Annotated in this window: 20 protein-coding genes; 3 read left to right on the forward strand and 17 right to left on the reverse strand. The window is 63.6% G+C overall.

Features of this window, described 5'->3' with window-relative positions:
* Positions 1-24: 24 nt before the first annotated feature.
* From IE166_RS12055 to pgi, 3 genes are all read right to left on the reverse strand, one after another.
* Positions 25-465 carry a DUF4174 domain-containing protein gene (locus IE166_RS12055; RefSeq protein WP_189504150.1) on the reverse strand — a complete coding sequence of 147 codons (441 nt, stop codon included), beginning with the start codon at positions 463-465 and terminating at the stop codon, positions 25-27.
* A gap of 109 nt (positions 466-574) precedes the next feature.
* Positions 575-1,282: an HAD family hydrolase gene (locus IE166_RS12060; RefSeq protein ID WP_189504152.1), complete on the reverse strand. Its 708-nt coding sequence runs from the start codon at positions 1,280-1,282 to the stop codon at positions 575-577.
* A gap of 11 nt (positions 1,283-1,293) precedes the next feature.
* The gene (gene pgi, locus IE166_RS12065; RefSeq protein ID WP_189504154.1) at positions 1,294-2,931 is read right to left on the reverse strand and encodes a glucose-6-phosphate isomerase; all 1,638 of its coding nucleotides are present in this window, start codon (positions 2,929-2,931) and stop codon (positions 1,294-1,296) included.
* Positions 2,932-3,128: 197 nt separating this feature from the next.
* Here pgi and pdxR point away from each other — a divergent pair, with 197 nt between their 5' ends.
* Positions 3,129-4,622 (forward strand): MocR-like pyridoxine biosynthesis transcription factor PdxR, encoded by a 1,494-nt coding sequence (gene pdxR, locus IE166_RS12070; RefSeq protein ID WP_189504156.1) that lies wholly within the window; start codon positions 3,129-3,131, stop codon positions 4,620-4,622.
* Here pdxR and IE166_RS12075 read toward each other — a convergent pair.
* Positions 4,619-5,710, reverse strand: a complete 1,092-nt coding sequence (locus IE166_RS12075; RefSeq protein ID WP_189504158.1) for a hypothetical protein — start codon at positions 5,708-5,710, stop codon at positions 4,619-4,621. The two genes, pdxR and IE166_RS12075, sit on opposite strands and share 4 nt — an antisense overlap.
* A 122-nt stretch (positions 5,711-5,832) precedes the next feature.
* Between IE166_RS12075 and IE166_RS12080 the strand changes: the two genes are divergently transcribed.
* Positions 5,833-7,404, forward strand: a complete 1,572-nt coding sequence (locus IE166_RS12080) for a cryptochrome/photolyase family protein (protein WP_308430524.1) — start codon at positions 5,833-5,835, stop codon at positions 7,402-7,404.
* On the opposite strand, the gene IE166_RS12085 is transcribed toward IE166_RS12080, so the two are convergent.
* The 8 genes from IE166_RS12085 to IE166_RS12120 form a co-directional block, all read right to left on the reverse strand.
* Positions 7,395-8,297, reverse strand: a complete 903-nt coding sequence (locus IE166_RS12085; protein ID WP_189504160.1) for a carbohydrate kinase family protein — start codon at positions 8,295-8,297, stop codon at positions 7,395-7,397. The genes IE166_RS12080 and IE166_RS12085 overlap by 10 nt on opposite strands.
* Positions 8,294-9,319, reverse strand: coding sequence for an SIS domain-containing protein (locus IE166_RS12090; RefSeq protein ID WP_189504162.1), 1,026 nt, complete (start codon positions 9,317-9,319; stop codon positions 8,294-8,296). Before IE166_RS12090 ends, IE166_RS12085 begins: the two co-directional genes overlap by 4 nt.
* A complete protein-coding gene (locus tag IE166_RS12095) occupies positions 9,312-10,550 on the reverse strand; it encodes a Gfo/Idh/MocA family protein (protein ID WP_189504164.1) in 1,239 nt (412 codons plus the stop codon). The genes IE166_RS12090 and IE166_RS12095 overlap by 8 nt, the downstream gene beginning before the upstream one ends.
* A 2-nt stretch (positions 10,551-10,552) precedes the next feature.
* The gene (locus tag IE166_RS12100; protein WP_189504166.1) at positions 10,553-11,590 is read right to left on the reverse strand and encodes a LacI family DNA-binding transcriptional regulator; all 1,038 of its coding nucleotides are present in this window, start codon (positions 11,588-11,590) and stop codon (positions 10,553-10,555) included.
* Between the two features lie 20 nt (positions 11,591-11,610).
* Entirely contained in the window at positions 11,611-12,555 is a 945-nt protein-coding gene (locus IE166_RS12105) for an ABC transporter permease (protein ID WP_189505899.1), read from the reverse strand.
* Between the two features lie 38 nt (positions 12,556-12,593).
* Positions 12,594-13,589: an ABC transporter permease gene (locus IE166_RS12110; RefSeq protein WP_189504168.1), complete on the reverse strand. Its 996-nt coding sequence runs from the start codon at positions 13,587-13,589 to the stop codon at positions 12,594-12,596.
* Positions 13,586-15,094: a sugar ABC transporter ATP-binding protein gene (locus IE166_RS12115; RefSeq protein WP_189504170.1), complete on the reverse strand. Its 1,509-nt coding sequence runs from the start codon at positions 15,092-15,094 to the stop codon at positions 13,586-13,588. Before IE166_RS12115 ends, IE166_RS12110 begins: the two co-directional genes overlap by 4 nt.
* A 93-nt stretch (positions 15,095-15,187) precedes the next feature.
* A complete protein-coding gene (locus tag IE166_RS12120; RefSeq protein ID WP_189504172.1) occupies positions 15,188-16,213 on the reverse strand; it encodes an ABC transporter substrate-binding protein in 1,026 nt (341 codons plus the stop codon).
* A 138-nt stretch (positions 16,214-16,351) separates the two neighbouring features.
* On the opposite strand from IE166_RS12120, the gene xth reads away from it, so the two are divergent.
* Entirely contained in the window at positions 16,352-17,125 is a 774-nt protein-coding gene (xth, locus tag IE166_RS12125) for an exodeoxyribonuclease III (protein WP_189504174.1), read from the forward strand.
* Positions 17,126-17,138: 13 nt separating this feature from the next.
* Here the strand turns inward: xth and IE166_RS12130 are convergent, their stop codons facing one another.
* From IE166_RS12130 to IE166_RS12150, 5 genes are read right to left on the reverse strand one after another with little or no spacing between them, the layout of a single operon-like run.
* Positions 17,139-17,468, reverse strand: coding sequence for a formate dehydrogenase subunit delta (locus IE166_RS12130; RefSeq protein ID WP_189504176.1), 330 nt, complete (start codon positions 17,466-17,468; stop codon positions 17,139-17,141).
* Positions 17,469-17,471: 3 nt separating this feature from the next.
* The gene (gene fdhD, locus IE166_RS12135; RefSeq protein ID WP_189504178.1) at positions 17,472-18,296 is read right to left on the reverse strand and encodes a formate dehydrogenase accessory sulfurtransferase FdhD; all 825 of its coding nucleotides are present in this window, start codon (positions 18,294-18,296) and stop codon (positions 17,472-17,474) included.
* Positions 18,297-18,298: 2 nt separating this feature from the next.
* Positions 18,299-21,178: a formate dehydrogenase subunit alpha gene (gene fdhF / locus IE166_RS12140; RefSeq protein ID WP_189504180.1), complete on the reverse strand. Its 2,880-nt coding sequence runs from the start codon at positions 21,176-21,178 to the stop codon at positions 18,299-18,301.
* A gap of 13 nt (positions 21,179-21,191) precedes the next feature.
* Positions 21,192-21,401 carry a DUF4287 domain-containing protein gene (locus tag IE166_RS12145; RefSeq protein ID WP_189504182.1) on the reverse strand — a complete coding sequence of 70 codons (210 nt, stop codon included), beginning with the start codon at positions 21,399-21,401 and terminating at the stop codon, positions 21,192-21,194.
* Complete coding sequence (locus tag IE166_RS12150) at positions 21,398-21,715, reverse strand: hypothetical protein (protein ID WP_189504184.1); 318 nt, start codon at positions 21,713-21,715, stop codon at positions 21,398-21,400. The genes IE166_RS12145 and IE166_RS12150 overlap by 4 nt, the downstream gene beginning before the upstream one ends.
* Between the last annotated feature and the right edge of the window lie 29 nt (positions 21,716-21,744).

Consider the following 21,744-nt stretch of genomic DNA (forward strand, 5'->3'; position numbering starts at 1 on the left):
GACAACCACTAGGAGTTCACGACCTTAGTCGTTTTCGCGCGCTTCCCGCTGCCGCATCGGCATGGAGTCGATCAGTTCGAACAGTGCGCCTGAGGTGACGGGCTTGGTGTCGCGCAGCTTTTCCTGGCCATCCTTGCCAAGGAGGATGACCGTGAAGCGCTCCTGATCGTCGACGCGAAAGCGACGGCGCAGGGCGTCGGCCGGCGGTAAGCCACCCTCCCCGCCATCTGAAACGATGCCGCCGACGATCGTCAGAACGGTTAGATCTCGGCTCTCCGCTTCCGCATGAACGGCGTGAAGGTCGTCCGTTTGATCGGCCACGCTCTGGTTCATCCGATCGCCGAACACCAGCACCACGCGCCGTTTCCAAAGAAACTTGCCCAACAGATCGCCGCTGTTTGCAGGCGGCGGCATGGCGGCGGCAGTTATGGCGATCGATGCGGCGGCAAGCAGATGCATCATCATGGCTGTTTGTTCCGTTCGGAGTCAGAATACTACAGCGGCTTGCCGACGCGTCACTAGGCCGGAAGGGCTAGACCAAGCCGGCTTCCAGTCCGATGCTGCCAGGCTGCTGTCAGGGATTTTCCTGCATATAGGCTGGCAGTTCGGCTACCGAACCTAGGATCACATCGGCAAGGCTGCCCAGCGTCTTACGCGACCCTGTGCCGCTGAGAACGCCAACCGCGAGACCAGCACCAGCCGCGCGCGCCATTTCCAGATCGTGACGGTTGTCGCCGACCATCGCCACTTCGCTGGGCCGCAACCCGTTCATGTCGGCAAAAGCGTGCAGCGCATCGGGCGCAGGCTTGGGGTTGGCCACCGCATCATATCCGTAAGCTGCCGCGAACATTTGCGCGATACCCAAAGCCAGCAGGGTCTTTTCCGCACCAAGTGTGGAATCGTTGGTGGCGACACCGAGCTTGATGCCGTTTTCGTGCAGGGTCGCCAGTGCTTCCTTCACGCCGTCGAGCGCGACCGCATGATTGGCGCCTTCCTGCGCCGTGAAACGGTCATAGCTGGCAACCAGCGCATGACGTTCTTCGGCGTCGGCTTCGGGATACCAAAGCTGGATGAGCTCGGCATTGGTGCCGGCGGCAAACACGGAGTCAGCCTTGAAGCAGCGATTTTCCGCGTCATAGCCGGCGACAGCCAGCAGGCGGTCGGCTTCCGCGCGATCACTGTCAGCGGCTTTCATCGCCATGTTTTCGGCAATTGCGCGCCACGTCGCTTCGAAGTCGATGAGGGTTCCGTCCTTGTCGAACAGGATCGCCTTGATTGCCATTCCCGAAGTCCTCAGCCGCGCAAGGCAGCGATAGCGGCAACGAGGCCGGCCGTGGAGGAGTCTCGATCGCCCGTATCCGCCTTGCCCTCGATTACCGGCTGCAAGGCGGTGGCGAGTTCCTTGCCAAGTTCCACGCCCCATTGGTCGAAGGCGTTAATGCAGAACAAAGCGGCTTCCACGAAGACGCGGTGCTCGTAAAGCGCGATCAGGCGACCGAGCGCATAGGGATCGAGAACCTTATGCACGATGGTGAGCGACGGCCGGTTGCCGGGGAAAACGCGGTGTGGCGCGAGCTTGGCGACCTCGGCAGCCGACACGCCCTTGGCGGTCAGCTGTGCCGTGGCTTCTTCCAGCGTGCGGCCGCGCATCAGAGCTTCCGACTGCGCCAGGCAGTTGGCGATCAACAGGTCCTGATGGGTCTTGAGATCCGGCTCGTGCGACTGGGCGGCGATGATGAACTCGACCGGAATGACATCCGTGCCCTGATGCAGCAGCTGGAAGAAAGCGTGCTGACCGTTGGTGCCGGGCTCGCCCCAGACCAGCGGCCCGGTCGGCGTTTCCACCGGCTCGCCGTCGCGGGTCACCTGCTTGCCGTTGGATTCCATATCGAGCTGCTGGAGATAGGCCGGCAGACGAAGCAGGCGCTGCTCGTAGGGGATCACCGCGCGGGCCGGGTATTCGCAGATCACGCGATGCCAATAGCCGATCAGGCCGAGCAGCATCGGCAGATTGCTTTCCACCGGCGCGTCGCGGAAATGCGTATCAAGCGCATAAGCGCCATCGAGAAAGCGGCGGAAGTTCTGCGGGCCGACGGCGATCATGATCGGCAGGCCGATTGCCGACCACAGGGAATAGCGGCCGCCGACCCAGTCCCAGAAGCCAAACACCCGGTTTTCCGGAATGCCGAAGCTCGCCACTTTGTCGAGCGCGGTGGACACGGCTGCGAAATGATCCGGCACGGCGTCTTCGCCGAGCGCCCCGGCGATCCAGCGCCGCGCGGTGGCGGCATTGGTCATGGTTTCGATCGTGGTGAAGGTTTTCGACGCCACGATCACCAGCGTGGAAGCGGGATCGAGGGTCTTCAGCGTGTCGTGAATATGCGCGCCATCGACATTGGACACGAAGTGAGCGCGCGGGCCGTCATGGTAAGGTGCCAGCGCCAACGTTGCCATGACCGGGCCAAGATCGGAACCGCCGATGCCGATATTGACGATGTCGGTGATCGGCTTGCCCGTCGCACCCTTGGCTGCGCCGCTACGAATTTGGTCGGCGAAGGCGCCCATGGCGTCCAGGACGGCGTTGACGTCCGGCAGCACATTCTTGCCATCGACGGTCACGGGATCGCTGCCGCCGTTGCGCAGGGCGGTATGGAGAACCGCGCGGCCTTCCGTTGTGTTGATGATGTCGCCGGCAAACATCGCATCGCGGCGCTCAGTCACGCCCGCAGCATCGGCCAGGTTGCGCAGAAGCTGCATCGTTTCCGTGGTCACGCCGCATTTGGACCAGTCGAGCAGCAGGTCTTCGAAGGATGCGGACAGGTCGGTGAAGCGGTTGGCGTCGTCGCCAAACAGCGCGCGCATGTCGGTAGGCAGGGTTTCGCGATGGCTGCGCAGGGCGGCGATCGCTTCGGCAACATGCGGCTTGGACATAAAACGCTCCTTGTTCGCATCGGAATGCAACATTTTGCATAGCGCGGCCTCGTGTCTTCGCGCCAGTTTTATCGCGATGCTTAGCAACCTATTCCTGCCGTTGAAGGACGCATCAAAAGAATTGGTGGCTCAGCGCATTGGTCCAGGGTTGATCCAGATCACCCCCTCCCATAGCGTCAGGATGGAGGGAATTTTCCATGTCGCATCGCAATGACGCCGCCCTGTGGTCGGGCCTGTTTCGTATTTCGGCCGATTCAGGCCAGACGCTGCAGGCGCAAATTCGTCAGGCGATCGTGGCGGCGATTCTCGACCGGCAGATCGCGGCGTCCATGCCGCTGCCGTCCTGCCGTATCCTCGCCGACAAGCTCGGCGTCGCGCGCGGCACGGTGGTGATCGCGTTTCAGCAGCTGGTTGACCAGGGCTTTCTCGTTGCGCGCGAACGGCGCGGGCATTTTGTCAATCCGCAGGTGCTGGCCACCCCCGGCAAGCCTGCAATGAAGACCGATATCGCGCCGGCCGGCCTGGACTGGAAGGCACGGCGGCGGGTGGCGGCCAGCGACATGCCGCGTCCGGCCAAGCGCGAAGACTGGATCGCCTCGACCTATCCGTTCGTGTACGGCCAATTCGATCCGAACCTGTTCCCGACCGCGGAATGGCGCGAATGCAACCGCATGGCGCTGGCCGTGCTCGAGATCCGCAACTGGGCGTCAGATGTTGTGGATCGCGACGATCCGCTGCTGATCGAGCAGATCCAAGCGCGTTTGCTGCCGCGCAAGGGCATCTTTGCCAATCCCGACGAGATCATCGTGACGCTCGGCGCGCAGAACGCGCTCTACATGCTGGCCACGCTCCTGATGGGCAAGGGCTCGCGGGTGGCGATGGAAAATCCCGGCTATCCCGATGCGCGCGCGATCTTCACGCTGGCCGGCGCGGCGATCGATCCGGTGCCGGTGGACAAGGATGGGCTGGTTGTTTCCGACATTCCACACGACAGCGGCTTCGTGTTCACCACGCCCAGCCATCATTGCCCGACCATGGTGCCGATGACGCCGGCGCGGCGGCAGGCGCTGATCGCCAGCGCGATCGCCAACGACCAGATCATCATCGAAGACGGGTACGACAGCCAGTTGGTGGACCAGTCGCCGCAGCAGGCTCTGAAGAGCTTGGATCGCAGCGGGCGCGTGGTTTATGTCGGCTCAATGTCGAAGACCTTGGCGCCCGGCTTGCGGCTTGGCTACATCGTGGCATCCGCCGATCTGATCGCCGAGTTGCGGGCCTTGCGGCGCTTCATGATGCGCCATCCGCCGGCCAACAACCAGCGCGCGGTGGCGCTGTTCCTGTCGCTCGGCCACCATGAAGCGCTGGTGCGGCGCATGTCGCATGCCTATGAGGAGCGCCGCCGCAGGCTGGTGCAGGCGACCTCCGCCTTCCTGCCGGAATGGCAGACGCATGATCCCGCCGGCGGCACGTCGCTGTGGCTGGAAGGGCCTTCGGACATCGACACGCGTGCGCTGGCTGAAGCAGCGGCGGCCCGGTCCGTGCTGGTGGAACCGGGCGAGCGCTTCTTTGTCGGCGAAAACAAGCCGAAGCGCTTCATGCGGCTCGGCATTTCCTCGATTGGGTTGCAGCAGATCGAGCCCGGAATCCGCGAACTCGCCGCTGCCGTCGGCCGCCGCTCGGTCGCGGCCTAGCGCAGGAAGGTTTCGTCGTAGGGCAGGCTTGTTCGCGCGCCATCCTCGAAGGTGACGGCGAGCGTGCCGCTCTCCGCTTCCACGCTGCGGACGGGGTTGTGCGTGTCGGCTAGCGGCGTGACGCCGAAGACTTGGCGCACGACCACATCGCTCTCGCCGAGTGGAAAGGCGGTGGGGATGCCTTGCCTTGTCAGCGCATTTTCACCCAGCGAAACCGCATGCCCGGACGCGCTTGCGCAGGCGTCTTCGATGCCGAGAACGCCGACGTGGCGGCTGTTCCAAGGGGCATAATCGCGGCCTCCGTTGGACATCCAGAGCATGGTCACCGGCAGGATATCCGGCTGTTTCAGGACGATCAGCATGTCCCTTTCGGCGTGACGGCTGATCGTGGTCCAGCCCAGCGCTGACCCTTCCGCTTCCGCGAGGGTGAGGAAGTCTTCATGACGTTCAGCAGGCGGATAGATGCGCAGATCGGCGGTGCCGCCATCGGCCAGTGGAAAGGCGGTGAGATCGGCTTGTGCGGGATAGGCCAAGGAGTAGCGGCCGCGCGAGGGGTCCGGCTCCAGAGGCGTGTCGGGCGTCAGCGCGAAGCGTTTGGGCGAGAAGCCGAGCAGACCACCGGCCTGCATCTGCGTCATCAAGTGATGCGACACGGAAATGCCGCCCTGCCCGCCAAGAAAGCGGTGTTCCTGATAGATGAAGGGGTGGCCGTCGCGCAGGGTGATGCGCTTTTCGACGGTGGCGCCGAACACTCGGCGGCTAAGCCGGAAGGTCGCGACACGCGCGCCCTCTGTCCGCTCATCCGCAACGAACGACCATGGCGCGTTGGCGGTCCAGCCGTGGCCGGGCGCTTCTTCCACGTCGTTGCGGGAAAAAGGCGCGCAAAGGAAGTCGCCGGACAGACGCGCGAGCCCGCTCGGCGTGCCTTCGGGCATGGCTTCGCCGCTGTCGATCCAGGGCGCGCGGTGCAGCGGGGTGAGCACGCGGCCGTCCTGCTCCACCTCGAGCGAAGCGATGTGGCCGTTGACGAGGTCGAGCACCAGCCTGACACCGGCAACCTCAACGCGATGATATCCGTCCTGACGCATGGCAGTCCTCCTCCGGCTGCCTTATGTGAACACGGCCGGCGCTGGCAAGAGAGTCGCGCCAAGCCGGAACCACTCAGCCCACCCCTACCTTAACGCGCATCGTCACCGCCCGAGGACGCTCCTTGATCCGCAAGAAAGTCAGGCCGCCGCGCAACCTCGTTCTGGTGATGGGCGACCAGCTGGATGGCCAGTCTGCGGCGTTCGATGGCTTCGACCCCGTCAACGACATCATCCTGATGATGGAGCTGCGCGAGGAAGCCGATAACATCCCCCAGAACAAGCGCCGCATCGCCTTCTTCTTCGCGGCCATGCGGCACTTCTGCGAAGAGCAGCGAGCGCTCGGCAGGACGGTGCTTTACTCGGAGCTGGACGAGCCCGGAAACGTCGGCAGCTTTGCCGGCGAGGTGCAGCGGCGTTTCTCGCAGATCAAGCCTGACGGCGCGGTGATCGTGCTCGAGCCCGGCGATTACCGGGTGCGCGAAAGCCTCGAAGCGCTCGATCTGCCGATCCAATTTCGCGAAGACCGACACTTCCTGTGTTCGCGCGAAGACTTCGTCGCCATGCGCGAAGAGCAGCCGACGATGATTCTCGAAACCTTCTACCGCGCCATGCGGGTGAAGCACGATATTCTTATGAACGGCGACAAGCCGGTCGGCGGCCAGTGGAATTTCGACAAGGATAACCGCAAGAGCTTTGGCCGCAACGGCCCGCCGCTGCTGCCGCCCAAACCCACCTTCAAGCCGGATGAAATCACTGGGGATGTGCTGGCGCTGGTGGAGCGCTGCTTTCCCGACAACCCCGGCTCATTGGCGCGCTTCGACTTGCCGGTGACGCGGGAGCACGCGTTGCAAGCGCTGGACGACTTCGTGCGCTACCGCCTGCCCGAGTTCGGCCGCTATCAGGATGCGATGGCGGGCGGACAGCCCTTCTTGTTCCATTCCGTTCTGTCCGGGCCGCTCAACCTGCATCTCCTCAACCCGCGCGAGGTATTAGATGCGGTTCTGGACAATCCGTCGAACGCGCCACTGAATGCCGTCGAAGGGTTCGTGCGGCAGGTGCTCGGTTGGCGTGAATGGGTGCGCGGAATCTATTGGCACCTCATGCCGGATTATGCCGAGCGAAACGCGCTCGACGCCGATCTGCCGGTGCCGCGCTTTTACTGGACCGGCGAGACGGACATGCGCTGTCTGGCGGAAGCCATCGGCCATACGATCCACCATGCCTACGCCCATCATATCGAGCGGCTGATGGTGCTTGGCCAGTTCTGCTTGCTGCTCGGCGTGCGGCCCTATGACGTGCATCGCTGGCATATGTCGATGTTCTGGGACGCGATCGACTGGGTGTCGTTGCCCAACACGCTGGGCATGAGCCAGCATGGCGATGGCGGCGTGATGGGCACCAAGCCTTACTGCGCATCCGGCGCTTACATCGACCGCATGAGCGACCATTGCGGGCGCTGCCGCTATGATCCGCAGCAGAGCATCGGCGACCGCGCCTGCCCCTTCACCACGCTTTATTGGGACTTTCTCGCCCGCCACCAGGAACGGCTCGCCGGCAATACCCGCATGCGTGGTCCCTTCATGAACCTCGCCCGCAAGGATCCTGAAGAGATGCAGCAGATCCGCGACCGCGCCGTCATGCTGCGCGAGACGCTGACGGCGGAAACGTTCCTGCCCGAGCCAGGTCAGGCGTAGCAGCGCGGGAAGGTGGAGATCGCGCGCGCGGCCGTGGCCACGCCGCGTTCGAGCGCGGATTCGATCGTGCTGTTTTCGCTCAAGCTTGCCAGGAACGCCGCATTGAACGTGTCGCCCGCGCCGACCGTGTCGATGACCGTCACTTCCGGCGCGCGGGCATTAATCATGTCGTCCTGTGTGTAGGCGGAGGCGCCATCCGGGCCACGCTTGATGATCAGCATCTGCTCGTCTCGAAGCGTCTTCACCAGCGTTTCGGCGGCGGCATCGAGATCAGCGAGACCAGTGAAGCCCTTGGCTTCCTCGGCATTGATCAGGGCGATGTCGGCGGCTTCAAGCCAGGTCTGGAAGGCGGCGCGATTGTCATCGGTCCAGCCTTCCACGGGCCAGCCGGGATCGATGGCTGTTCGCCAGCCCTTGGCTTTCAGGGCTTGCAGCAGGGTCACGGTGTCGGCGGCAATTGCCGGCATGAGGAAGCCGCCGGACAGGATGGCATAAGCGCGGCTGTGCGGCGCATCGGAGATATGGGCGAGTAGATCGTCCAGTTGCGCGCTTTGCAGATGGCCGGGCGTGGTGAAGAAGACCCGGTCGCCGCCTTTGTGGACGATGCCGACTGTCAGCGTCGTATCGGCCACATCGTCAATCCAGACACTGCTCGCCGGATCGAACTGTGCGCGCAGCCAAAGGCCGTTCGGATCTGTGCCGGTGGAGGCAATGAAGCGATGCGGAATGCGGAGGCCGGTCAGTGCCAGCGCGGTGTTGCCGGCCGAGCCGCCGGCGCGCTGTTCCGAGCGCTTCACCACCACTTCCGTGCCGATCGCCGGCCAGCCATCGACTTCGCCGAGAACGAGATCGACATTCGCATTGCCGAGCACGAGCAGCGCCGGCGTTGTCATGGCGCCTCGCCGTCCGTAACCTTCGACGAACGAAGAGGCGCGCCGAAGCCTTTACCGATCCGGGCGGCCGCAGCTTCGATCGCCAACCGCTGCACGGCAGGCAGCAGCGTGGAAACGGCGGCTAGACCGGTTTGTTCGGGCAAGGGGATCGTTATCGCGCCTTTTACCGGAGGCTGCGCACCGAAGTCGAACAGGATCGGCGTCAGGCCGTATGAGACAGCAGCTTCCGCAACCCGCGTGATCGCTGCCGCATCGGGGCCGACGGGCCGCGCCAGGATCAGCGCCATGTCTGGCCGCAGCATCTCCATCGGCCCATGCAGGAGCTGTCCGAGTTCCAGCGCCAGCGACGGCGTGCGCGCCAGTTCGGTGAAGGTTAGGGCTGCGGCTTCCAGCGCGCTATGCGGCTGGGCGCGACCGGACAGAACCAGAAGCGAGCAGGTTCGCAGGTGCTCGATGGCTTCCTTCGGCGGCGCGACGCCAAACGGATCGGCACTTTCCAGCACGTCAAGCAGAGGCTTTGTGTCCGCGCCGAGTTCACCGAGGATCGCCACATGCAGGCTGAGCGTGATGAGAATGCTGCGGGTGGCGGCAAAGGCCCGTTCGCGACCGCCCTGCCCGATCAAACACGGCATGGCGCGGCCCAGCGTCGAATCCGCGTTGAGCGTCAGACCGAAGTGATCGGTGCGGTCGGGGTTGCGATCGAGATAGGCGGCGATCTCGCCCGAGCCGCCGGATTGTGAGGTGAGCAGGGTCACGCGCGGTCGGGCAGGCAGCGGCGCGCGCATGGTTTCGGACAGGACTTCGGCGGTCGCGTCGATGCCGGCTTCGCGATAGCTGGCGAGCGCCATGCGGTTCGCCCAATGCGAAGCGCCCATGCCGAGCATCAGGAGCCGGCCGGTTTCGCGGATGCGGGTGGCGATCTCGGCGGCCTGGGCTTGCGCGCGCGCAAGGCTTTCGAGGCCGTCACGATACTGCCGCGCCATCTCGGCGCGAAGGGTGACGAGGCCCGGCAGTTCAGTCATGGGCACGCGCGACGACAGGCACATAGTCTTCGAGTTCGGGCGCCGGGAAATGCACGGTGCGGCCGGTTTCAGCCGAGAGATAAAGGCCCATCAGCATTTCCACCACGCCCAGACCGTCCTCGAAGGTTTCGATCGGCTTTTGACCGGTGCGGAAGCATTCAACCATGTGGCGGTTTTCGTCGGTATAACCGTAGATGCCGGCTTCGTCTTCGAGCACCGGCATCAGGCCCTGTTCGGCGTTCTGTTTTTCCACGAGGTCCTCGCCTTCCGAACCCGTGACCTGGCGGGACATGAAGATCTTGAGGCCGGTCGCAAGCGAGTTGAACTCCATCGCATATTCCGGCCCGAGCAGTTCGAGCTGAATGCGTAAGCCGGCGCCGACATAGGCCCAGGACGTCGAAGCTTCCACCATCAGTTCATTGCCGTCTTCGTCCGCGAAGGTCAGCGTGCCACGCGCAAAATCCTCTGACGGCCGGTTGCGGTAATCGACGCCGAACCGCTCGCGCAGCTGGTCGGCATAATGCGGTCGCGTCCATTTGAGATTGGCGACCTGGCCGTTTGCGCTTTTCAGCGTCAGCGAGGAACGCGGCGCGCCGGGGGCCGTCAGCAGATGGCGGCCGACTTCGACGGAATGGCACATCATATCCGACAACACGCCGCCGCCCTGTTTGTCGCCCTGCCAGAACCAGGGCTCGTGCGGACCCGAATGCTCTTCCGCCGCGCGCGCGAGATAGGGACGGCCGGTGGCCGAGGCTGCGCGGCGCCAGATGATCTCCTTGCCGCGCAGAACCGGCGTGCAGAAGACCTGATTTTCGAGATAGCCGTGATTGAGCCCGGCATCCTCCGCCAGTTGCAGCATTTCGCGCGCTTCGCGCACGGTGCGCGCCAGCGGCTTTTCGCAGGCGACGGCGAAGATGTTGGAACGACCAGCGGTGACCTCGGCATGAAGCACGCGCATCACATCGAGGCGGGTGTAGTTCGGCGACAGGATCCAGATCGCGTCGACATCATCGGCCCCGAACAGCGACTCCAGGCTGTCATGGGCGCGACAAGTGCCCAGGCCGAGTTCGTCGACCGCCCTGACCAAACGCTCGCGATTGTCAGCGCTGCGGCTGTAAACGCCGGTGACATCGACGTTGCGCACGCCGACCATCGCCTTGAGGTGGAAATGCGCGATAAAGCCGGTGCCGACGAAACCGACACGCAAACGGGGCTTCGGCAGGTCGGTCATGATCAGGCGCTCCTTAAGCGAACCAGCGGGCGGGGCGCGGCGGTGGAGCCGCGGATTTGCAGGGTTGTCGGCAGGATGAGTGGCGCTTCCGGCGCGCCCTTGCCTTCCAGAATGTCGAGCAGCACGGTCATGGCGGCGCGGCCGACTTCGGCGCGCGGCTGGCTGATCGTGGTGAGCGGCGGCTGGAAGGCTTCGCTGAGATAGATGTCGTCGAAGCCAACCACCGAGAGATCGCCGGGAACGGATAAACCAAGCTCATGCGCGGCGGCGATGGTGCCGAACGCCATTTCGTCGTTCGCGGCAAAGATCGCGGTGGGCGGCTGCGGCAAGCTCATTAGCGCGCGGCACAGACGCTTGCCTGAGCCGAGCAGATAATCGCCGCGCTGTTCGTAGTCGGCGGGTATGGCTAAGCCGGCCGCCTGCATGGCATCACGATAGCCGCCGAGGCGCAGCTCGGACATCTGCTCGGGCAGCGGGCCGGCGATGTGGGCAATGCGGGTATGGCCGAGGCTGATCAGGTGCTGCACGGCATCGCGGGCGGCGGCGCGGTTGTCGATCTGGATATGCGGCAGGCCTGATTTGTCGATCATTTCCAGCGCGACAACCACCGGCAGGTTTTCGGGCAGGCCTTCGCTGTAGCGTCCGGCCTGGGGGAGTTGTCCGGTGATCAAGACCATGCCGTCGGCCTGGCCGTCGCGCAGCATGTCGAAGAAGCCGGTTTCCCGCTCGGGGTCGTTCTCGGTGTTGCCCATGAGAACGGCATAGCCGGCCTCGCGCGCAGCGGCTTCCACGCCTTTCAGGACGTCGAGATAAAAGGGATTGCCGACATCGCGCACCACCATCAGCACGGCCTTGGAGCGGCGTGTGCGCAGGTTGCGGGCGCTGACGTTCGGGCGATAGTTCAGTGCTGCGGCTTCTTCGCGGATGCGCGAGCGCGTGGGTTCGGCCACCAAGCCGCTATCCGATAAAGCCCGCGACACGGTGGCCGGCGACACGCCGAGCTTGGCGGCGATGTCGATGATCTTGACGCGGCCGTTCATGCCTGGACCACCATAGGCAATCAGGCCCGCAGCGCCTTGCCCCGGCCATAAAACAGCATGAGCAGGAGAAGTGTGGCGCCGAACACCATCTGGCGGCCGGATTCATCGATGTTGACGGTGGTGAGAATGCTTTGCAGTACGGTCAGCAGGGTCGCGCCGGCCATCGTACCGGTATAACCGCCCTTGCCGCCCGACAAAGCCGTGCCGCCGAACACCACGGCGATGATCGAGGGCAGCATGTACTGCTCGCCCACATTGGCAAAGGACGACCCGGTATAGCCGAGAAGGCAGATGCCGGCGATCGCCGCGAACATGCCGGACAGAACGAACAAGAGGATGCGAGTGGTCTTCACGGGCATGCCGGCCATGAAGGCGGCCTGTTCGTTGGAGCCGATGGCATAGATGCGGTAGCCAAGCATGGTGCGGCCGAGCAAAAAGGCCATTGCGAGGCCGATCACGATCCACAGCCAGATGATGCCAGGAAGGCCGAGGAAGACAGGTTGCGTCACGAACTGCGACAGGCCGGGTGCGGCGCGTCCCGACGGGATGCCGTTACGGATCACGACCAGCAGGCCCTGCAACACGCCGAGCATGCCAAGCGTCATCACCAAGGGGGGAATGCGCAGAAGCGTGACGCCGATGCCGTTGATGGCGCCGACGATCGCGCCGGCGGCCAGGCAGCCGAGAATGGCGAGGACAATGCCGGAGTTCTCGCCCCCCATCAGGTTGCCGGCAATGATGGCGGCGAGCGAAACCACGCCACCAACGGAGAGGTCAATGCCTTCGCGTCCGCCGAGAATCACAAGGTTCTGCCCGGCCGCGACGATGCCCATGAGGGCCGCCACGATCAGGAGGCGCAGGATTTGCTGGCCGGAGGCAAAGCCGGGCGAGAGGTATTCGCCGAGCAGCAGCAGAGCGATGATCAGGGCGATTGCGATCAGCAGCGGCGCTTTAAGGATGTCCATGAAGGAGAAGCGCTTGGTCGCAGTCGGTTCAACGGTGCTCATCGACGCGCCCTCCGTCCTACGAGGATGCCGGCCATGAGCGCCATGAGAATGGCGACGCCCTGTACGAGGTTCTGCCATTCGGAGGGTGTGCCGACGAAGAAGACAAGCGAGCCGATCAGGCCGATGATCAGCGCGCCGATGACCGAACCTGTCACAGTGCCGAATCCACCTGCCAGTGCGGTGCCGCCAAGCACGACGGCCGCGACCGAGTTCAACGTCATCTTGCCGCCAACCAGCGGGTCGCCGCTGGCGGTATCGCCGGTGATGCAGAAGGCGGCGAGTGCGGCGAACAACCCGCAGAGCGCGTAGCCCTGAAGGCGGATGCGGGTGACCGGCAGGCCGCTTTGATAGGCTGCCTGCTGATCGTCACCGACGCTAAGCAGGCGCACGGCAAGCTTGGTGCGGGCGAGTACCACCAGCAGAACAGCCAGGATGATCACCGCATAAAGCACGAAGGGGATGTCGAGGATGCGGCCGCCATAGGTGCGCCAAAAGGCGGTGGGCGCGGGTGTGCCGGCGACTGGCATGACGTAGAGCGCCAGGCCGGTGAAGAAGATGGAGGTGGCGAAGGTCGCGACGATGGCCTGCAGCCGAAGCGCCGCCACCACGATGCCGTTGACGACGCCGCAGGCGAGCCCAACCGCGAGGCCGATGCCGAGACCGGCGATCACCGCGCCCGTATCGCCGCCGAGCGCGGTCATGGCGGTGATGATCGTGACGTTGACCAAGGACACGATCGCGCCGGCCGAGAGGTCAATGTCGCCGGCATAGATGACATAGGTTTGCGCCACCGCCAGCAGCATCAGCGCGAGATAGGTCTTCACCAAGCCGGTGATGCCGACAAAGGAGACGCTGCGCGGCTGGTAGACGCCGTTCAACACCAAGAGCGCGACGAGAATGATCAGCGCCGGTAGAAAGGGGAAGCGCTCGATGGCGCGCTTGAGGCCATGCGCTTGCCGTTTGTGAGGAGCAGCGACGAGATCGGTGGTCATGCTGCCTCTCCGGCTTCGTAAGCGGCCTGGTAAAGGTTGAAGCGTGTGCGTTGCTCGCCGGTCAGTTCGCGCGTGATGCGACCGCCGTTGAACACGAGAATGCGGTCGGCATTGCCCAACAGTTCCGCGTCTTCGGAGGAATAGAGCACGATCGCCATGCCTTCGGCGGCCAGCTTGCGGATGAGCTGGAACAGGTCGGTCTTTGCCGAGAGGTCGATGCCTTTGGTGGGGTCGTCGAGCAGAAGCACGTCGGGCCGGTCGATCAGCCAGCGCGCGATCACGATCTTCTGCTGGTTGCCGCCGGACAGCGAGCTGATCGGATGGTTAAAGGTTGCGAACTTGGTGCGCAGGGCTTCGAGTGCCGGCTTTGCCTTGGCCCTGAGCGCGGAGGGCGAAGCCAGCGCCAGACGCTGCTTGACGGCATGGATCGGCGTGACGTTTTCCAGGATCGGACGCCCGGAAATGACGCCATCGCGGCGTCGGTCACCCGAAACATAAGCGAGACCCCGGCCGATCGTGGCGCGCGGGCTGGAGGGGTTGAGCGTCGCTCCATTCAGCTGGACGCTGCCGGATGTGGGCGACGGCGCGCCGAACAGCGCGCGCAACACGGTCGACTGCCCCTGCCCGTGCAAGCCGCCAAGACCGAGGATTTCGCCGGCTGCAACATTGAACGAAACGTCGCGGAAGCCGGCGCCGGACAGGCCGCTCACTGCCAGCACCGTCTTGGCCGTGGCAGCGACAACAGTGGGCTGATGCGGTTCGGCTGCAACAAGCGTTTCCTCGCCGCCCACCATCAGCCGGATGACCTCGGCAGGATCGGTCTCGGCGATGCGCTTGGTGGCCACCGTTTCGCCGTCGCGTATCACCGTAACGCGGTCGCCGAGTGCGAAGATCTCGTCCATGCGATGCGAAATAAAGACGATGGAGCGGCCGTCATCTTTGAGACGTCGCAGGATTTCGAAGAAGCGGTCGACCTGTGCGCGGTCGAGTGCCGAGGTCGGTTCGTCGAAGATCAGAACCGGCGCTTCCGAAGACAGCGCCTTCATGATTTCCACCAACTGCCGCTGGTCGGGACGCAGGGTTTCCACCGTGGCGTCGGCATGGAAGTCGTCGCCGGTCACGCCCTGAAACAGGTCGATGTAGCGCTGCGCCTTGGCGTTCAACGCCCCACGGTTGACGAACAGGCCGCCGGGCAGGTCGGAAAGCAGGATGTTTTCGGCTACGCTGCGATGGGCCGCGAGGCTAAGTTCCTGGTAGAAGATGCCGATGCCGAGTTTTCGCGCGGCCTCCGGACCAGACACGGTCATCGGCCGGCCTTCCAGCAGAAGTTGACCGCCATCGGGGCGCACGCTGCCGGCCACGATCTTGCACAGCGTGGATTTGCCGGACCCGTTGGAGCCGATCAGCACATGCACTTCACCGGCCTCGACTTCGAGGTCGCCGCGACGCAGGGCCTTTGTGGCTCCATAGGTCTTGCTGACAGCTTTGGCGACGAGTCTGGCCAAGGAAGAAGTCCTTCAATCCGCTCGGAAATGAAACGTGCGGGGAGAACCGGCTCGCGTCAAAGCGAGCCGGAGTTTTGCCGTTGATGGCGGGACTTATTTGAACAGGGCTTCCGCGTCGGCGATCGAAAGCTGGTTCGTGTAGGAGTAATAGCCCGGCTTTCCTTCAAGCTGCTTGGCGGCATCAGCCAGGTTGGACTGGTCGATGAAGGGGATCTGCAGATACATGGCGTTCTTGTACTGCCCTGCCGTTGCCGGCTCCTTCAGCTCCTTGCCCTGCAGCATCAACACGGCGACGTTGAGCGCCGAAGCCATGGTGCCGGGAGGGTTCACAGTGGCACCCGAGTTCAGCTTGTCCTTGGTCCACAGGTCGATGAAGTCCTTGCGGATCTCACCGGTGGCGGCGATCTGGTCGGTCTTCTTGGCATCCATGATGGATTTCCAGGCACCTGCCGCCATGCCGTCCTGCACGAGCACGCCGTTGATGTCGGGATAGGTCGCGAGCAGGTTCTGCATGGCCTGCTGGCCCTGCGCCTGATCCCAGTTCGCGTTCACTTCGTTGACCAGCTTGATGTCGGGGTGCTTGGCCAGCACTTCCTTGTAGCCGGACACACGCAGCTCATTGGCAGGATGGCCCGCGACGCCGTTGATGGCGACGATGTTGCCCTTGCCGTTGAGCGTCTTCACCAGCCACTCAGCACCGGCAGCGCCATAGGCCTTGTGGTCGATGCCGACATAAAGCGCGTCGGGCGACGAGACTTCAGCATCGGTCGCGACAACCAGAATGCCGGCTTCCTTGGCCTGGGCGAAAACCGGGTCGAAGGCCGTCGGGCTGTTCGGGTTGATGATGATGGCGTTGACGCCTTCGGAGATGAAATTGCGGACATGGGCGATCTGGCCGGGCACGTCGACATTGGCGCTTTGCACGACAACCTCGACATTGACGCCCTTTTCCTTCCAGGCGGCGGCAGCGGCTTGCGCTTCCTCGATCATCTGAGTGCGCCATTCCGAACCGACCCAGCCGTTGGACAGGCCGATCTTGTAGTCTTCCGCCTGCGCCGCAAAGGCGGTGAGCGCGAGAGCAGCCACGGCGCCAAGCGCGCGTGCAAAAGTCATCTTCATTCTGTTCCTCCCAGGAGAATGCGTCGATAAGCTCACGATAAAGGCGAATGAAATCGATTTCAATCAGGCTTTTCATAGCAATGACGTGAAGGTTGAACCTCCGGCCGGCGGTGTCGTTGAGTGTGCCGGAGCTTCATCATGCGCATCGCAACCTTCAACATTAACAACATAAACAAGCGGCTGGAGAACCTGCTTGAGTGGCTGGAAGAGACGCAGCCCGATGTCGTTTGCTTGCAGGAACTCAAGGCCGAACAGAAGGCGTTTCCGCTTCAAGCGATCGAGGCAGCCGGCTACGGCGCGGTGTGGAAGGGGCAGCAGAGTTGGAACGGCGTGGCGATCCTGGCGCGCGGATCTCAACCGGTGATGACGCGCGACCATCTGCCCGGCGATAAGACGGATGATCAAAGCCGCTATATCGAGGCCGCGGTGCGCGGCGTGCTGGTGGCCTCGATCTATGCGCCGAACGGCAATCCGCAGCCGGGACCGAAATTCGACTACAAGCTCAAATGGCTGGAGCGGCTGCATCGCCATGCCACCGCCTTGCGCAAATCCGGCGCGCCGGTGGTGCTGGCGGGCGACTACAATGTCGCGCCAACCGAGATCGACATCTACCCGACGCGCTCGTGGGACGATGATGCGCTGATTCAACCGGAAAGCCGCGCGGCCTGGCGCAAGCTGGTCGGACGGAGTTGGACGGATGCGCTGCGGGTGCTGCATCCGGACGAGCGCATTTACACATTCTGGAGCTATCTGCGGAACCGCTACGAGCGTGATTCTGGTCTGCGGCTTGACCACTTCTTGCTGACGCCGGATCTTGCCGAGCAGCTGGTGGGCGCGGGTGTGGATCGAGAGGTGCGCGGGCAGCCGGAAGCCAGCGATCACGCGCCGGTGTGGATCGAACTCGATCGCTGAAGCGTCAGGCCCGTCAGTGCTCGGGGAAGTCGGTCTCGGACTTGGCTTCGCCGGCCGCCGTGCCGCGCCCTTGAGGAGCGCCACGCGTGGCATCCATGCCGGTGCCCGAGCCTGTATCGGGATCAGCGCCGGGACGGCGGATATGCGGGGCCGCTTCGATCACCAGCGGCTTCAAACCCTCGCCGCCCGCATCCAGCACCGCGAACAGCTTGGTGCGCATGCGCGGTTCCCAAAACTTGTTGATGTGGATCGCCACGCCTTCCGCGCCATCCTCCTTCGGCTGGCTTTCAAAGAAGGTCGCGATCTGGTTGGCCATATAGACCAGCTTCTGGTCGACATTCATGGTTCAGGCTCGCACCAGTTCGTGCGCATCATCGGTGACGCGCTCGGAATGGGTGAAGACGTCATATTCGTCGCCGCGCACCAGTGCGATCAGCGTCAGCCCAGCATCCTCGGCGGTGCGAATGGCGAGTGCGGTCGGCGCCGAAACGGCGATGATGAAGGGCGCACCGATGGCAGCGGTCTTTTGAACCATTTCCACCGAAACGCGGCTGGTGACCACCACAGCACCGCTGCTCCCGGCAACGCTCTGCCCAGCCAGGGCGCCGGCCAGCTTATCCAGCGCATTGTGCCGGCCGACATCTTCGCGCGCGGCCAGAATGCCCCTGCCCGGCTGGAAGAAGCCGGCCGCGTGGACCGCGCCCGTCTTCTTATGAAGTGCCTGATGTTCCGACAGCGCGCGCACGGCGTCCGTAATCTGCTTCGGCGAAAGCTCCAGCGTGCCATGGGTGCGCGGCACGCTGCGCATGGCTTCGTCGATCGACTCGATGCCACACAAGCCGCAACCGACCGGTCCGGCCAGGCGACGGCGGCGGGCCTGGAAGCGGGTGTTGGCCTGATCCTTCAGCCAAATCTGGATGTCGATGCCGGCGCCCGCATCCTCGACCTCGATGAAGTCGATCTCGTCCAGTTCTGCGATGATGCCTTCGGTCAGGCTGAACCCCCTGGCGAAGTCCTCGAGATCGGCCGGCGAGCCCATCATCACGGCATGGGTCGTACCGGCATAAGACAGCGCGATCGGCACTTCTTCCGGCACGAAGCGGTCGGCTTGGGCGCTGCCATTGCTACGCTGAGCGTAACGAGAAACGCTGGTGATGGCGGGACGCGTCATTCCTACTCCGCTGCTTCCAGATGGCCGGCGATGCGGCGCGAGCGCCGCGCCTGCTCGTCATATTCGACCTGCCAGTCCGACGGACCGTTGGAGGGCGAGATCTGCACGGCCGTCACCTTATATTCCGGGCAGTTGGTAGCCCAATCCGAATAGTCGGTGGTGATCACATTGGCCTGCGTCGTCGGATGGTGGAAGGTCGTATAAACGACGCCCGGCGACACGCGCGTGGTGATGGTCGCACGCAAAGTCGTGTCGCCCGAACGGCTCGACAGTTTCACCCAGTCATTGTCATGAATGCCGCGCTGTTCGGCGTCATGCGGATGGATTTCCAGCTTGTCCTCGGGGTGCCAGACCACATTGTCCGTGCGCCGCGTCTGCGCGCCGACATTGTATTGCGAGAGAATGCGCCCGGTGGTGAGCAGCAGCGGGAAACGTGGACCGGTGCGCTCGTCGGTGGCGACATATTCGGTGCGGATGAACTTGCCCTTGCCGCGTACGAAGCCATCGACATGCATGATCGGCGAACCGACCGGGAAGTGCTCGTTACAGGGCCACTGCACCGAACCGACCTGGTCGAGGTAGGGATAGTTGACGCCGGCAAAGGACGGCGTGGTGATTGCGATCTCGTCCATGATCTCTGATGGATGCGTGTACTCCCAGTCGAGCCCCATGGCGCGCGCGAGGTTCTGCGTCACTTCCCAGTCGGCATACCCGTTCTTTGGCGTCATGACCTTGCGCACGCGGTTGATGCGGCGCTCGGCATTGGTGAAGGTGCCGTCCTTTTCCAGGAAGGTCGAGCCCGGCAGGAAGACATGGGCGTAGTTGGCGGTTTCGTTGAGGAAAAGATCCTGCACCACCACGCATTCCATGGCAGCCAGACCCGCCGCGACATGCTTGGTGTCGGGATCGGATTGCAGGATGTCCTCGCCCTGGATGTACAGGCCCTTGAAGGAGCCTTCCACGGCGGCATCCAGCATGTTGGGGATGCGCAAACCGGGTTCCGACGAGATCGTCACGCCCCACATCTTTTCGAACACATCACGCGCGGCTTCGTCCGAAACATGGCGGTAGCCCGGCAGCTCGTGCGGGAAAGAGCCCATGTCGCAGGAGCCCTGCACATTGTTCTGGCCGCGCAGCGGGTTCACGCCCACACCGGGACGGCCGATATTTCCGGTGACCATGGCGAGGTTGGCAATCGCCATCACCGTGGTCGAGCCCTGGCTGTGCTCTGTGACGCCAAGGCCGTAATAGATCGCGCCGTTGCCACCGGTCGCAAACAGACGCGCGGCGCGGCGGATCTCGTCGGCCGGCACGCCGGTGTAGTCTTCGGTGGCTTCCGGGCTGTGGCGCTCTTCTGACACGAACTCGGCCCAGTCCTCAAATTCCGACCAGTCGCAGCGGTCGCGGATAAAACCTTCGTCCTGAAGCCCCTCGGTCACGATGACATGCGCCAGCGCAGTCATGACGGCGACATTGGTGCCGGGCTTGAGCGCCAGATGGTGAGCGGCCTTGATGTGCGGCGACTTCACGAGGTCGGTGCGGCGCGGATCGATCACGATCAGCTGCGCGCCCTGCCGCAGCCGCTTCTTCAGCCGCGAGCCGAACACAGGATGGCCGTCCGTCGGGTTGGCGCCGATCACCACGACCACGTCGCTGTGTTCCACGGAATCGAAGTTCTGCGTGCCGGCCGACGTGCCGAAGGCCTGGCCGAGGCCGTAGCCGGTCGGCGAATGGCAGACGCGGGCGCAGGTATCGACATTGTTGTTGCCGAAGCCGGCGCGGATCAGCTTCTGCATGAGGAAGGTCTCCTCGTTGGTGCAGCGCGACGATGTGATGCCGCCGACCGAGGCGCGGCCATACTGATATTGAAGGCGGCGGAACTCGGATGCCGTATAGTTGAGCGCCTCTTCCCAGGAGACTTCGCGCCAGGGATCGGTGATCTTTTCCCGGATCATCGGGTTGAGGATGCGGTCCTTGTGGGTGGAATAGCCGTAGGCAAAGCGGCCTTTGACGCAGGAATGGCCGCGATTGGCCTGGCCTTCCTTCCACGGCACCATGCGGATCAGCTCTTCGCCGCGCATCTCCGCCTTGAAGGAGCAGCCGACGCCGCAATAAGCGCAGGTGGTGACAGCCGAATGTTCGGGCTGGCCGATGGCGATCACCGACTTTTCCGTCAGCGTCGCCGTCGGGCAGGCCTGCACGCAGGCGCCGCAGGACACGCATTCGGAGTCGATGAAGAGTTCATGCGCGCTGGGCGACACACGTGAATCAAAGCCGCGTCCTTCGATGGTCAGCGCGAAGGTGCCCTGCACTTCCTGGCAGGCACGCACGCAGCGCGAACAAACGATGCATTTGGCGGGATCATAGGTGAAGTACGGGTTGGACTCATCCTTCGGCATCCACTTGGCGTTGATGCCGCTGTCCTGTTTGGCGCGAACGTGGTTGTCGCCTTCATAGCCGTAGCGAACATCGCGCAAGCCGACCGCGCCGGCCATATCTTGCAGCTCGCAATCGCCGTTCGCCGCGCAGGTCAAACAATCCAGCGGATGGTCGGAGATATAAAGCTCCATGACGCCCTTGCGGATGGTCTTCAGCCGCTCCGTCTGGGTATGGACGACCATGCCCTCGGCGGCCGGCGTGGTGCAGGAGGCCGGCGTGCCATTGCGGCCTTCCACCTCGACCAGGCACAAACGGCAGGAGCCAAAGGCGTCCACCATGTCGGTGGCGCAAAGCTTCGGCACCTGGATGCCGGCTTCCATCGAAGCGCGCATCACCGAGGTGCCTTCCGGCACGGTGATCTCACGGCCGTCGATGGTCAGCGTGATTGTCTTGTCTGACAGCGCGGCGGGTGTGCCGAAGTCGATTTCGTGGATCAGACCCATCGAAAAACCCTCCTCAAGCTTTCTCTGCACGAACATGCGCAACGATCGCGTTGGCATGTCCGTGGCCAAGGCCATGCTCGGCCTTCAGCCAGTTCACGACGTCCATGTGCTTCTGCTCCGACCGCTCGCGCGCCAGCGACAGCCAATGATCGATCGGCTTGCCATAGGTCTTCTCGATCGACGGAAAGTAGGAAGCCGGTCCCTTGACCTTCTCGGTGCTCATTCCGCTGCCTCCCGAAGTTCTTCCTCAGCCAACTCGGCGTTCGCGCGATCAATCCATGATGCAACCTCGGCTTCGAAAAACTGGCTTGAGCCGAGGGCAAGAAGCCGCGGTGTCGTGGATGCCTCGGTGAGGATGAGCCAAACGAGCTTACCGGAGCGAGTATCCGAGACGGTCGGAAAAGACCGATCATCCTTTTGGAACTCCAGACGGATTTGAAAGTCGTCTAGAAGGTCCTCTAACTTCTCCGCATCTTCGCCAAAGGAATGCGCGTAGGTGCAGTTTCCGAGACAGTCCTGCGCTTGGACATCGCTCATCGAACCGAGAATTTCGAGGGCGCCATCAC

It is taken from the genome of Tianweitania populi, assembly GCF_014652875.1.
Classification (GTDB): domain Bacteria; phylum Pseudomonadota; class Alphaproteobacteria; order Rhizobiales; family Rhizobiaceae; genus Tianweitania; species Tianweitania populi.